This window comes from Flavobacteriaceae bacterium, from assembly GCA_014075215.1.
GTDB lineage: Bacteria > Bacteroidota > Bacteroidia > Flavobacteriales > Flavobacteriaceae > Polaribacter.
Map to the genome: position 1 here is coordinate 2173246 of CP046177.1, position 13231 is coordinate 2186476.

The 13231-nt window shown below is 32.8% G+C and carries 12 protein-coding genes and 1 other RNA gene; 8 read left to right on the forward strand and 5 right to left on the reverse strand.

The features are described from left to right. Window positions 1-3: 3 nt before the first annotated feature. The 5 genes from GKR88_10725 to GKR88_10745 all read right to left on the reverse strand — a co-directional run bounded on the left by GKR88_10725 (window position 4) and on the right by GKR88_10745 (window position 4462). On the reverse strand, window positions 4-174 hold the full coding sequence (locus GKR88_10725; protein ID QMU64713.1) for a hypothetical protein: 171 nt from the start codon (window positions 172-174) through the stop codon (window positions 4-6). Continuing rightward, window positions 167-1156 (reverse strand): glycosyltransferase, encoded by a 990-nt coding sequence (locus tag GKR88_10730; protein ID QMU64714.1) that lies wholly within the window; start codon window positions 1154-1156, stop codon window positions 167-169. Before GKR88_10730 ends, GKR88_10725 begins: the two co-directional genes overlap by 8 nt. Then, window positions 1157-2866 (reverse strand): phospho-sugar mutase, encoded by a 1710-nt coding sequence (locus tag GKR88_10735; protein QMU64715.1) that lies wholly within the window; start codon window positions 2864-2866, stop codon window positions 1157-1159. It abuts the gene before it with no gap. 43 nt (window positions 2867-2909) lie between these two features. Next, window positions 2910-3866: a glycosyltransferase gene (locus GKR88_10740; GenBank protein ID QMU64716.1), complete on the reverse strand. Its 957-nt coding sequence runs from the start codon at window positions 3864-3866 to the stop codon at window positions 2910-2912. Window positions 3867-3940: 74 nt separating this feature from the next. Beyond that, window positions 3941-4462: a DUF4199 family protein gene (locus tag GKR88_10745; protein ID QMU64717.1), complete on the reverse strand. Its 522-nt coding sequence runs from the start codon at window positions 4460-4462 to the stop codon at window positions 3941-3943. Window positions 4463-4928: 466 nt separating this feature from the next. Here GKR88_10745 and GKR88_10750 point away from each other — a divergent pair, with 466 nt between their 5' ends. The 8 genes from GKR88_10750 (at window position 4929) to GKR88_10785 (ending at window position 13107) form a co-directional block, all read left to right on the forward strand. Continuing rightward, window positions 4929-5093, forward strand: a complete 165-nt coding sequence (locus GKR88_10750) for a hypothetical protein (protein ID QMU64718.1) — start codon at window positions 4929-4931, stop codon at window positions 5091-5093. Between the two features lie 353 nt (window positions 5094-5446). Then, window positions 5447-8488: a hypothetical protein gene (locus GKR88_10755; GenBank protein QMU64719.1), complete on the forward strand. Its 3042-nt coding sequence runs from the start codon at window positions 5447-5449 to the stop codon at window positions 8486-8488. Then, complete coding sequence (locus GKR88_10760; protein ID QMU64720.1) at window positions 8469-9176, forward strand: hypothetical protein; 708 nt, start codon at window positions 8469-8471, stop codon at window positions 9174-9176. Before GKR88_10755 ends, GKR88_10760 begins: the two co-directional genes overlap by 20 nt. A gap of 69 nt (window positions 9177-9245) precedes the next feature. Continuing rightward, the gene (locus tag GKR88_10765) at window positions 9246-10280 is read left to right on the forward strand and encodes an IS1595 family transposase (protein QMU64721.1); all 1035 of its coding nucleotides are present in this window, start codon (window positions 9246-9248) and stop codon (window positions 10278-10280) included. Window positions 10281-10366: 86 nt separating this feature from the next. After that, an RNA gene (gene ffs, locus GKR88_10770) (signal recognition particle sRNA small type) lies at window positions 10367-10465 on the forward strand. A 75-nt stretch (window positions 10466-10540) separates the two neighbouring features. Beyond that, window positions 10541-11344 (forward strand): SDR family NAD(P)-dependent oxidoreductase, encoded by an 804-nt coding sequence (locus tag GKR88_10775; GenBank protein QMU64722.1) that lies wholly within the window; start codon window positions 10541-10543, stop codon window positions 11342-11344. Between the two features lie 503 nt (window positions 11345-11847). Next, window positions 11848-12774 (forward strand): hypothetical protein, encoded by a 927-nt coding sequence (locus tag GKR88_10780; GenBank protein QMU64723.1) that lies wholly within the window; start codon window positions 11848-11850, stop codon window positions 12772-12774. 57 nt (window positions 12775-12831) lie between these two features. After that, window positions 12832-13107, forward strand: coding sequence for a hypothetical protein (locus GKR88_10785; GenBank protein QMU64724.1), 276 nt, complete (start codon window positions 12832-12834; stop codon window positions 13105-13107). Window positions 13108-13231 lie beyond the last annotated feature (124 nt).

Consider the following 13231-nt stretch of genomic DNA (forward strand, 5'->3'; position numbering starts at 1 on the left):
AACTTAGAACTCGTTTAAACTTTTTAAATTTGCTGAAAAATTGCTGTTTTTAGCTCTGTTTTTATCTTTTTTTCCTTCCGTAGTGCTGCTATGCAACTCAAAAAAGCTTTCAACATATCTAAAAACTTCTAATGTTCGCTTACATCCAAAAAGTTTAAATGAGTTCTTATTCAAACCAGTCTAATTTTTTTTTTGTTTGAACTTCTTTTAATTGTGGTTTTTTAGCATTTAAAAACTCGCCAAGCATTACCCTCTCATATTTATTTAGATATTCCAATGCCATTTTTTGTGAGTTGAATTTTTCCAACGCATATTCATGACATTTTTTGTGAGAAAACTCATGTGCATGTTCAATAGCATTTGTCAATTCTTTTCTTTTATTTGATAAAAACCCAAAATCATCTGTTATCAATTCGGGCAGGGAGCCATAGGGTGTTCCAAAAACCGGACAACCGTAAAATAAACTCTCTGTAATGGCAAGTCCAAAAGGTTCATGCCAACGTACCGGAAATACAAGACCTTTGGAGGTATCCAATAACTCATTTTTCCTTTGCCCGCCAACCATACCATAAAAAGAAGCCCTTGAACTAAAGGTAAAACGCAATCCCATGTTAATATTAAACCTTACGCCTCCTATTATTTTTATTTTTTCCTGCCGGGTAGCAGTTACTGTTTTAATAGCCCCTTGTACATTTTTTACCCTCCACGCGGCATGGCCTAAAAAATGGAAATACTCTTTTTTAGAAAACGTAGGCTTCGAATAATCATCCCAGTCTAACCCATTATAAACAAAAGAATCCGAGTTATATCGGTTGGCATGATTTTTAGAAACAAAAATTACATTTTTATCATAATGGAATTGTTCATTTGTATTCCCATGAATGGTAATCACATAAGGTGTTTTGACTTTTTCAATATTTTTGATTTGCTCCTGAAAATGAATTACATCTATTCCCCGAGGTATCTGTTCCCAAATTTCTTTTGATTCATCTATAGGGATTACGGTTCCAAAATCACATGAAGACCCTTTTTTTACAAGATAGGTTACCTTGTGTTTAAGCCGAGCCAATTCCTTACCCAGATACCAAATAATGCGCTCCGTACCTCCGTACAATTTTACGGGAATAACTGCATTATGTACAATTAATATGTGCATTTACAGATGTAAAGACCGGATGATCCTTCTGATTTTGTTGTCTAATTCCAATTCAACGGTTTTTGCATTGTCAACTTTGTTCAAAGGAGCATGTACGCTAAAATAGAACTTTATTTTAGGTTCTGTTCCGCTGGGTCTTGCTGCTATTGTAGTAACATCTTCGGTATGATAAATTAAAACATTCGATTTCGGGATATCCATTATGGTTTCTTCTCCGGTAATTAAATTCTTCCGAACGGATGATTGATAATCACATAAAAAAGTGACTTTAGAGCCGTCAATTTCTTTTAGTGGATTATTTCTCAGATCAACCATCATTTGTGCAATCTGTTTAGCCCCGTCCATTCCCTTTTTAACTAAAGAAATCAGATGCTCTTTATAAAAAGAGTGTTTTGTGTATAAGTCCAGAAGTTCTTCATAGCAAGAACTGTTATTTGCTTTTGCATTCGCAGCAATTTCACATGCCAAAAGTGCAGCCGTAACCGCGTCCTTGTCACGAACAAAATCTCCTACCATATATCCAAAACTTTCTTCTCCGCCACCGATAAAATCCAGTTCGGGATAATCTACAATCATTTTGGCAATCCACTTAAAACCTGTTAATCCCACTTTGGTTTCAACACCATAACTTGTAGCGATATCATTTACAAGGTTTGTAGAAACAATGGTAGAGCCAACAAACTGTTTTCCGTTTAACTTCCCTTTGTTTTGCCACTGTTGTATCAGGAAATCTGTCATCAAACTCATGGTTTGATTTCCGTTTAATAATTTCATATTTCCATCCGTATCACGTACGGCAATACCAATTCTATCGCTGTCAGGGTCGGTTCCCAAAACTATATCGGCACCTATTTTTTCAGCCAGTGCTACTGCCATTTGTAATGCCTCGGGTTCTTCCGGATTGGGTGATTTTACCGTTGGAAAATCACCATTAGGCATTTCCTGTTCTTTTACAACATGTGCCTGAGTATATCCCGCCCTTTTTAATACTTCAGGGATTAATTTTATAGAAGTACCATGCAATGAGGTAAATACAATTTTTAAATGTTCACGCCCTTTAATATCAAAAGTGCCGTTTTTTACAGAAGATTTCCAAAATAATTCATCTACATCCGAGCCTATGTAGGATATCAAATCTTCATTAGCATTGAAATGAATATCAGCAAAATCCAGAGCGTTTACCATATCAATAATCCCTTTATCATGAGGGGAAACAATCTGACCGCCATCTGTCCAATATACTTTATATCCGTTATAATCCGGAGGGTTATGAGACGCGGTTAATACAATTCCGGCATGGCAATTTAATTCACGCACAGCAAAAGATAGTTCCGGTGTCGGGCGTAAATCCTCAAAAACAAATACCCGAATGTTATTTGCGGATAACACATCGGCAACTAATTTTGAAAACGCTTTACTATGGTGCCTGCAATCATAGGCAATGGCTACTTTAATTTCCTGATTGGGATAGCATTGATGTAAATACATACTAAGCCCCTGGGTAGCCTTTCCCAGCGTATACTTGTTAATACGATTAGTCCCAACACCCATAATTCCCCTCATGCCTCCGGTACCAAACTCTAAATTTTTATAAAACCGATCTGCCAGATCATCGGGTTTTGCATGAATCAAGTTTTGTATCTCTTGTTGAGTTTCAGTATCAAAGGTATCTGAAAGCCACATGGTTGCTTTTTCCATTATTTCTTTCATTGTTGTTTTTTAAAGGAATGATTTTGCAAAGTTAGCAATTTAGTTAGTGATTGAGCGTTTCTTTAACAGTGTAATGTTTTTCGCTGTTTTTTGATCCGGTAAGTAATTCTCCGATAAAACCTGCTAAAAATAACTGTGTACCTAAAATCATAGCCGTTAGTGCTATATAAAACCACGGATTATCAGTAATTAATATGGTTTTCAACCCCTGAGATAATTTATACAACTTCACAGCACCTATATATCCTGCGGAAAAGAAACCAAATACAAACATCAAGGTTCCCAAAAGACCAAAAAAGTGCATGGGTCTTTTCCCGAATTTTGATAAGAAAGAAATTGTAATGAGATCTAAAAAACCGTTTACAAAACGGTTCATGCCAAATTTGGTCTCGCCATATTTTCTGGCCTGATGTTGTACTATCTTTTCGCCAATAGTTGAATACCCTTCATTTTTCGCCAATACGGGAATATAGCGGTGCATTTCGCCACTTACCTTTATGCTTTTTATAACCGTATTCTTATATGCTTTTAAACCGCAATTAAAATCATGCAGTTGTAAACCGGAAGTTTTTCTGGCTGCCCAGTTAAATAGCTTGGAAGGAATATTTTTAGCAATCACATTGTCATACCGCTTCTTTTTCCAACCGGAGATCAAGTCAAAATTTTCCTTAGTGATGAGTCTGTACAATTCGGGAATTTCATCCGGCGAATCTTGCAAATCTGCATCCATAGTAATCACCACTTTCCCCTGAGCCAACTCAAAACCGGCATCTAAAGCCTGTGATTTTCCATAATTTTTTTGAAACCGAATGCCCTTTACAGAAGTATTTTCGAGGCCTAATGATGCTATGATTTTCCATGAGCTGTCAATACTGCCGTCATCAATAAAGATGATCTCATATAAAAACCGATTGGACTGCATCACAGATACAATCCAATCGTATAATTCCCGTAAAGATTCCTCTTCGTTTAATAAAGGTATTACTACCGATATATCCATGCGTTTAAGTTAAAGAAATTTGAAAGTAAAAAAGACGTGAACTTTTCAACTTTACCATGTTCTTACCGTCAATGTTAATACTGATCTTCTTCGGATTTTTTCATGATAGCCGAGGTAATTGCAGAAAATATAAAACCTGCAAAAGCACCTACAACAATACCTAAAGGTATGGAAATCAAAGGGTTTTGGAACTTTTTCTGCATTTCCATTCTGGATTCAATTTGCTCCTCTGTCAAACCTGCATCTAACAGGGATTCCTGTGTTTTTTCTGCCATTTGGTTCATAAAATCCGGTTCGATGAAGTTGATAAAAATTTGTTGATAAATGACGGCTATAATGACTCCGATAACCACAGTTCCAACACCCACTTTTACACCCTGTCCCCAGGACATAAAACCATTGTTATCTTTTTTAAATTTTTTAGTTGCTAACACTATAAAAACGATCATCACTACCAGACCGATAAGCATACCGCTAAAACCTTGATCCAGATGCTTGCCCATGGCGTACACTACCAGGCTGATTAAAATAGAGATCACTCCATAATAGAGCCCATAATTTAAAATTACACTTTTACTACTTGCTTGATTTTCCATTTGTTCTAAAATTTAGTTTTGTGATACAAACCTACATATTTTTTTCTTTTGATTGAAGAGGTATTGCATTTATAAGCTGAGTTCAAATTACTCAATTGATTTTAGTTACATAAATCAATGGTAACGAATTTACCTGTAACCTCGTCATCATGCTTCTATTTTGCAGGAATTAAAATTGTTGATGTTCTGAAAATTCGCCGGAGTGATATCTACGACGGGCGACTCCACTATCGGATGAACAAGAATGACAAACTTTTGTCGCTCAAGCTACCTGATAGAGTAAACAGTATCCTCAAATACTACAAAGCAAAAAAGCGTGATACCGATGATTTCATCTTCCCTGAAATGAAAAAGGCAGGCTTTGATTCTCCAAGAGGTATGCTTGCGAAAACGAAAACCGCAACAAAAAAATTCAACACCTACCTTGCCGACGTTATGAGAAAGCTGAAATTGATAAAAAGGTACCATGCATATAGCTCACCATACCTTTGGAAATATTTCGGAAGATAAAATTCCCATTCAAGTGTTACAGAAACTCTATCGCCATACCTCCATAACAACAATAAATTACCAATCTAATTTTACGCACAAAGAAGAAGATGAAGCATCGGATTCTGTTTTGGACCTCTAAAATTTGTATCTTTAACCTACGGAAGTAATATGCCTACAAGATGAAGCCTTTTACCAACTTCGCCAAAGAACTTAACCATAGAGGCCCGGCAAAAAGGTTTGCAAGCAATAAAGCATAACGCTAGAAATAATGAGAATAATCGAAAGGTTTCTATAAAATTGCTCGGAAGCTCAATAAATACGGCTATAAAACTCGTAGAGGTTTTGAGTTTTCGGATGTGCAGGTTAAAAGATTTTACAGTCAAAATATTGTTTAAACAAGAAAACAATTATTCACTTTTTTTCATTAGATTTGTGAGTTACACTTAGCACCTAAACTTGGTGTTTAAAATCATATTAAAGGTTTAGTAAGTAGTGAGTTATGAAATTGTTTTTTCAAAATTAGGTTTTGACTTTAAAAGGGATTTTGAGGCAAGAACTTTAGTGTTTGATAAGAATGATACCTTAACTCATAATCTCAAAGATTCAGTATTTTTCTACCAAAGTCCAAATAATACCAACACTTCGTTTTATCTAATAACTACAGTATTAAATGATAAAGATACTGAAGAAATTAGAAGGTACATTTGGAATAAAAACGATGCCGATTTGATTTTTTACTATCCAAATAATACAACAAAATTGGAGTTGTATTATGCTAAATATTCGCCAACCGTTACCAATAAAGAAAGTCAGTTAGATGTCTTTTCTATTAATCAAAAGGATACGGATAAACTTAACAAAATAAACCATTGGCGATTTGACAGTGGAGTCTTTTGGTTCAATTACAGCAAGCTCATTAATAAAGCTAAATACAAGGGGATTGATAAAGAACTGGTAATTACTTTAGAAACTTTAAAAAAACAATTAGACATAGCTCTGACTAATTTAGTAGAAGAAAGTGAGCGCAATGAGGTAGTTCAAGCATTAATAGATAGAACACTCTACATAAAATATCTTGAGGATAAACACATTATTAATTCTCATTTTTACGAATACTATTTCAAAGACAATACCCTTAACTATAAAAAGTTACTAGATAATAATTCAAATGCTGACTTAAACAAGTTGTTCAAAAAAATACACAAGATTTTTAACAACTCACTTTTTGAATGCCCTACAATAGACATTAAATTTCTAACTCCAAATGTCAGACAATTAATATCCAACTCTTTTAATACCAATTTAAGTACAGGACAATTAAAACTATTCCATTTTCAATTTGACATTCTCCCTATTGAGTTTATAAGCTACATTTATGAAGTTTTCTTGTCTGAGAAACAGAAAAAAAACGGGATATATTATACGCCTAAAAAATTAGCACAGTTAATTGTCGACGAGGTTATAAATGAGGACAAAATAGGTTCTGTTTTAGACCCGTCAAGTGGTTCAGGAATGTTTTTAATTGTAGGATTCCAAAGGTTATTGGAAATTGCTGGAAAACAAAATTTAGAGCCCCAAGACAGTATAGAGAAGATTAAATATAGAACTGGGTTACTTGCTGAAAATATTTTTGGTATTGAAAAAGAACCAATTGCTAAGAGGTTTACATTATTCTCACTTTCATTACAAATTTTCAAAAACATTAACCCAAATGATATTAAGAATTACATAGCAAGTGAATTAAACCAAAATAACGAAATCAACCTGTTTTCTAAATACTCCTCATTTTTTGAAAACATCAAACATACCAATACACTTGATACATCTGAAAATCCGTTTGGAGATAAAAAGTTTACATACATAGTTGGCAATCCTCCATTTTTTGAAATACCTAATACTGAAGAGTATCAAACTGAGATTAAATTCCTAGAATCTTATAAAGTTACTATAGACAAAAAGACTAATAAAAAAGCACAAGATATTGTAGGAAAAGCACAGATTTCTCAATGTTTTTTCCTTAAAATCAAAGATTGGGCTAATGAGAATACAAGGCTTGGTTTTGTATCTAATAACTCTAATTTTTACAATGATAAGTCTAATGAGTTTCAAAATTATTTTTACTCTAATTACGGAATAGAAAAGGTATATGAGCTATCTCGTGTAAAAAAAATACTATTTGAAAAAGCAAAAGAAAGCATAGTAGCTTTAATTTTTACCAATAAATATCAAAACAATAAAATTGACTACTATCCAGTAGAATTAGGGCTATTTTCAGAAAAACCATTTGAATTACTGATAATTCAAGAAGACAAAATAATTCCGATTGAGCAAAGTAAATTAATTAAAAAAGAGTTAAGGTTAAGGAATTTTCTTGTAGGTAATGAGTATGATTTTGAAATATACAATAGTTTTAAATACAATCCTTCTCTCTCGAATTATATACTTTTGTGTAATGAAAAGTATTTTATTCACGAGGGGTTAAAAATTGTTGGAGAAAAAACAATTTGCAAAGAATATAATATTGACAAGGATGCGTGGGAAAGTTTAAAAAGAGAACAACAATTAAGGTATTTTGAAAATTTCAGAGAGGAAAATACTTCTTCGCAAAAAAGTACTGAATTTGGATACGAATTATTGAAGCCTCGTAACGTAAGCAACTTTATTTACTCGAATGTTAGAATATTTCTCAAAGAAAGTGTATTAAATTTTGAAAGGGGGCGAAATCCAGAAATTTATACTGGGCATAAAATAATATTCAATAGAACAGGTAAATCAATTAATTCAATATATGTAAAACAAAAAATTTATTTTGATTTTGACTTACACGTAATGAAATTAGTTGATGAAACGCTATATGATTTAGTTAATGCCATTTTAAACTCCAAATTAATAAATTACTACATTAATTTATTTCTAAGGAAGCGTTACATTGGCTCTTACCTCAAAATTGGAAATGATGCTATTTTGAACTTACCCCTTCCTAAAGACTTAGACCAACATTTAGTCAATCAAATTTCGGATTTAAGCCGGAAATTCACAAAAGGAGAGTATAAGTATTCTGAAAAGTCAGATGATTTAAACCAACTTATTTATGAGTTGTATGAGTTGTCATATTGGGAAAAACAAAGAATTGAGGATTATTTTTTACCAGAAGAAAAAATAGGCAGAAAAAGAACAGCATTAAATAGCTATATAGCAACACTAAAAGAATTATTGAGATTTTATTTTAAAAACCCGATATCTGTTGAGGAAACAACGACAGATTTTAATTTGAAAGTAGTTAAAGTCTCTTTAAACGAAAACTCTAATACTCCTAATGTAGGAAAAACTAAAAAGTATATTCTAAATGAAATTTTTGAGCAAAACCCAAATGAAAATTTTTTAGCCAATCAAGAGAAAATTTATGGTAAAGATTGTGTCTATATAATCAAAAAAGCTATCAACAAAAACTGGACAGAGACAAAGGCTTTTGAAGACGGGCAAGACTTAATAAAACGCTTAATACCTAATGAGGATGAGGAGAGAATACATTAAAGTTCCAAAATCCTTTCCCTTACCTCTTCTTACTCTTGGTGTTTCAGAACTTAAAGAGTTAAACGATGAATTTTGGAAAAATGAAATTTTCCATCACTTACTCGCATTTTACCAAAACTATGATACCAAAGAGTTAAAGGACAAAATTGAACGAGAAAAGAAAAAGAAGCATCCAAGAACTGAAAGAGAAATAGCAAAATTTATCCGAGTTAAGCTGAATGGAGATAGGCAATTTGGTTATATGTTTAAAGTATTTGGAGAAAGCACTAACGATGAAGATGTAGAGGGGAATTATGATATTATTGTACATAGCACGAATTGGAAAAGCAAAGATTTTCATTTTGAATGCAAAAACTTAGATAATAGTCAAGATTTGGTAAACAAATATGTAGCCTACAATAAAGGACATTCTATATTTGACGGAGGCGTTTATCGTTACTTCAACGGAAAATATGCACAAAACTTGAATTTTGGAGGTATGATAGGCTTTGTGTTGGAGGGTAATATATCGGAGATAAAAAATAAAATCCTAAAGAAGTTAGAAGATAAGTTTGATATTACTCCGAAAGGCGATTTGCTAAGTGTAGCAGATAATTCTATTGAAGAGAACAAATTCACTTTTGACAGCAAACACGAAAGAAAAAATAAATCATTCTTGATACATCATTTACTGTTTGATTTTAATTAAATCCTATTGAAGATTACATAAAAAAGCATGGCTCTAGTTAATAACAGCTATTATTTGTATATTTAATACATGAATTTACAAGAAATAAAGCGAGGAATTTCCATGCTTTCCCAATCTGAAAGGCAGGAATTGTTAAAAGAATTGTCAACATCACCAAAAGATTCAGTTCCAACGGTAAGAAGCCAAGAATCTAGGCGTTTTTTATTAGACAATAAGTTAGGTTGTTGCGCCCATTGCTGGCATCCAAAGTATGTAAAATTTGGTATTGACAAAGGCTCTCAGCGCTATAAGTGTAAATCCTGCAAACGCAGTTTTACAGAATACACAGGTACTTGGATGGCAGGTTTGCAACATAAGGACAAGATTGATGACTACCTTGAATTAATGCTAGAAGAAAAGAGCTTAGATAAGATAAAAGTAGCCTTATCGATAAACAAGAAAACGGCTTTTGACTGGCCTCATAAGATATTAGTCCCATTATCAGAAAACGATAAAGATGATTTTACAGGCATTACAGAAAGTGATGAGACCTTCTTTTTAAATTCAGAAAAAGGGCGACCAGTAAATCATCGGGAATCAAGAAAACGTGGTGGTAGCTCTAAAACCAAAGGCATCAGTAATGATCAAGTAGCTGTTATTGTAACCCAAGATAGAACATCTAATCCAGATATTACTGTAGCCACTATGGGAAGATTAAAGAAAATAGATATTGTAAATGCTATTGGCAGCAGAATAAAGGCAAGTAAAGCCATTTTATGTAGGGACACACATCTAAGCTACAAAGGATTTGCAATAGACAATAAAATAGAGCATCACACTCTAAAAGGCGTCATAAAACAACGTGTCAAAAACAAAGTGTATCATATACAACATGTCAACTCAACTCATAACAGAGTTAAGAAATGGATAGATAACAAGTTTTGGGGAGTATCTACCAAATACTTGCAACAATATTTGAACTGGTATCGCATCAAAGAAAAATTAAAATATAGAAACGATAAACTCAATGCCTTTGTAAATAAAGTGTCAGAACATATTAATGCGTATCAAAAATATCAAAATATTGGATTGAAGTATCAAAAATTAATATCAACGCAATTTTAAACTAGAGCCAAAAGCATTTCCAACTAGCTAATAAGATTTTTATACCATTTTAGCGGTTATACTCAAAATAGATTGTAAATTTGCTTCGGCAAGTCCTACACAACTAGCTCCCTTTGAATCCCCCAGGGCGGGAACGCAGCAAGGGTATTAGGTTGTAGCAGTGTGATGTAGATAGCTTGCCATTTTTTATGCCTTGCTGTTTGATTTAAAATTCTTTTCTCATATTTGTGCCGTAATAGTAATTCAATCTTTAAATAAAAATGCCTAAAGTAGTTTTGGTTACCGGTGCTTCATCCGGAATAGGAAAAGCTGTTGCAACATGGTTAACTCAAAAAGGGTATACGGTATATGGAACCGGCAGAAACCCGGAAAATATAAAAAATTATCCTTTTGAGTTGGTGGCTTTAGATGTTACTAAAATAGATACTATCCAAAAAGTGATAACTGACATTGTAACCAAAGAAGGAAAGTTGAACGTATTAATCAATAATGCAGGAATGGGGATTACAGGCCCTGTTGAAGATACACCGACAGATGAAATGCGAAATATTTTTGATACTAATTTTTTTGGTGCTATAGATGTAATGAAGTGTGTATTGCCACAAATGCGCAAACAACAATCCGGTTTGATTGTGAATATAACCTCCATAGCCGGCTATATGGGGTTGCCTTTCAGAGGAATCTATTCTGCAACCAAAGGGGCTCTTGAACTGGTTACGGAAGCAATGAGAATGGAAGTAAAAACGTTTGGAATTTATATTACAAATGTAGCTCCCGGAGATGTTGCCACAAATATCGCTGCCGGAAGGTATCACACACCTGTTTTTGAAAACTCGGCCTATAAAGAAAAATACCGGGAAAACCTGGAAGTAATGAACACCCATGTAAACAAAGGAATGGAACCGATGGTAATAGCAAAAAAAGTTGATGAGATTATCCGTACAAAAAAACCTAAAATACATTATAAAGTTGGCGGATTTATGGAGAAATTCTCTGTTATCTTAAAAAGAATCTTATCTGATAAATTGTATGAAAAACTATTGATGGACCATTACAAATTATAAAGAATCAGTATTGAAGTTATCTTGATTTTTTGTTAATAATTTTTATAAAGGTTTCTAAAGAGTCATTTTTTACCAGGGAACTCATTTAAACTTTTTGGATGTAAGCGAACATTAGAAGTTTTTAGATATGTTGAAAGCTTTTTTGAGTTGCATAGCAGTGCTACGGAAGGAAAAAAAGATAAAAACAGAGCTAAAAACAGCAATTTTTTAGCAAATTGAAAAAGTTTAAATGAGTTCAGGGTTATTCAACCTATATTTCTTCTGTAAAAAACTAAATTTTGATTAAAAAATACAACATTTAGTTTCACTTCAGTAACCACTTCGTTAGTCCATAAATTTTTTTCATTTGTTTTTTATTTAGCCATCCCCTGAAAACTTGATTGATATTTCTACGATGTATTAATTTCACTAGTGTTTTCAAGTCAAATAAAAACGGAAAACTGTTTAAAAAGTTGTATTTTGTTATTGCAAAAAAATCAAAATTGACTTAAAAAACAGTTTAGATGGACAATATACTAACAAAAAAGATACAAACCCAATTGAGTAATTATTTTTCAGCAGATATGGCAATGACAAAACCAGAAAGGCGTTGTTTAAGAGATATGGTTTTAGGGGTTCTAAAATCCAAAACTGTCTTTGTCAATCAAATAGCAGCTTCGCTTAGAGAGTCCTTAAAGCTAAAAGATGTTTGCAAACGTCTTTCAGCTCAATATTTAAAGTTTGATTACGCAGATAAAGTTCTTGATTCTCATCTTAGATTAGCAAGTTCTAGTATTTCAAAAGATGATTTTATATTGATTGGTGGTACTGATATTAGCAAGAAACACGCCAAATATATGGAGGGTTTAGAGTTTGTGAAAAATGGAGATACAGGAACAATAGGTCTTGGGTACAATGTTCTGAACATCAATGCAATTAACATTCATAATGAGATAACTCCTCTTTATAGTAAAGCATATAGCTATGAAATGGGAGCATTAAGTAGTAATAATGAGATAAAGAAAGCTGTTAGATCTGTTAAAGAACATCTAGAAGATAAAGGCTGTTGGGTTTTTGATAGAGGAGCAGATACTACTATTTTGAAAGATTTCTTTATCAGTAACTCTTCACAAGCTATTATTCGCTTAAAAAAAAATACATCTCTATTATACAAACAAGAACAATATCAAGTAAATCAACTAGTCAAGAAAGTGAATTTTTCAATAACTCAGACAGTAGTCAAAATAAAGAAAGACAAACCTGTTCTTGTTGATTATGAATTAGGAGTTGTTCCAATAGGCTATAGTATAAAAGGAACTAGTTATCCATTATGGCTAGTAATTTCAAGAAACAAAAAACATGGAGGTCTTTGTTATTTAATGGTAAAAAGTAATCTATCTAGTGCTATAGAAGTAGCTAAATGGGCTTTTAAAGGGTATGGATTACGTTAGAAAATAGAAGAATATCACAGACACATAAAACAAGAATACAAATTGGAAGACATACAAATGAAAACTTTTGATGGAGTACAATCTATGCTCGCTACACTTACAGTGGCCATGTTTATGATTTACAAAAAAATGAAAGCATTACATTTTAATTTGTTACTAGACGCTGGATACAACTACCTTAACAAGTATACTATTAGAGAACTTACAAACTTTATATACTATAAAATATCAAAAGTAGTCTCAATTTTATTGATGCCTACTAGAATTAGATGGAAAATAAACACCAACCCGCCTAAAGATAATAGCGGGCAAACCAATTTATTATTCAGCTAAAAAAAACAGGGGATGGCTAAATACTCATAAAAGCAGTTTAAATATGGCTAAATTTTCTATTGAAAAAGAATTATAATCCGTTACTTAAATTTTGGATCGGCTTTGTTATTTTAAAATTAAGTAA

Bases quoted from the DNA above. Each gene is read 5' to 3' on its own strand.
- GKR88_10730 (QMU64714.1), bottom strand. From the start codon at position 1,156: ATGCACATATTAATTGTACATAATGCAGTTATTCCCGTAAAATTGTAC.
- GKR88_10735 (QMU64715.1), bottom strand. From the start codon at position 2,866: ATGAAAGAAATAATGGAAAAAGCAACCATGTGGCTTTCAGATACCTTT.
- GKR88_10740 (QMU64716.1), bottom strand. From the start codon at position 3,866: ATGGATATATCGGTAGTAATACCTTTATTAAACGAAGAGGAATCTTTA.
- GKR88_10745 (QMU64717.1), bottom strand. From the start codon at position 4,462: ATGGAAAATCAAGCAAGTAGTAAAAGTGTAATTTTAAATTATGGGCTC.
- GKR88_10750 (QMU64718.1), top strand. From the start codon at position 4,929: ATGCATATAGCTCACCATACCTTTGGAAATATTTCGGAAGATAAAATT.
- GKR88_10760 (QMU64720.1), top strand. From the start codon at position 8,469: ATGAGGAGAGAATACATTAAAGTTCCAAAATCCTTTCCCTTACCTCTT.
- GKR88_10765 (QMU64721.1), top strand. From the start codon at position 9,246: ATGAATTTACAAGAAATAAAGCGAGGAATTTCCATGCTTTCCCAATCT.
- GKR88_10775 (QMU64722.1), top strand. From the start codon at position 10,541: ATGCCTAAAGTAGTTTTGGTTACCGGTGCTTCATCCGGAATAGGAAAA.
- GKR88_10780 (QMU64723.1), top strand. From the start codon at position 11,848: ATGGACAATATACTAACAAAAAAGATACAAACCCAATTGAGTAATTAT.
- GKR88_10785 (QMU64724.1), top strand. From the start codon at position 12,832: ATGAAAACTTTTGATGGAGTACAATCTATGCTCGCTACACTTACAGTG.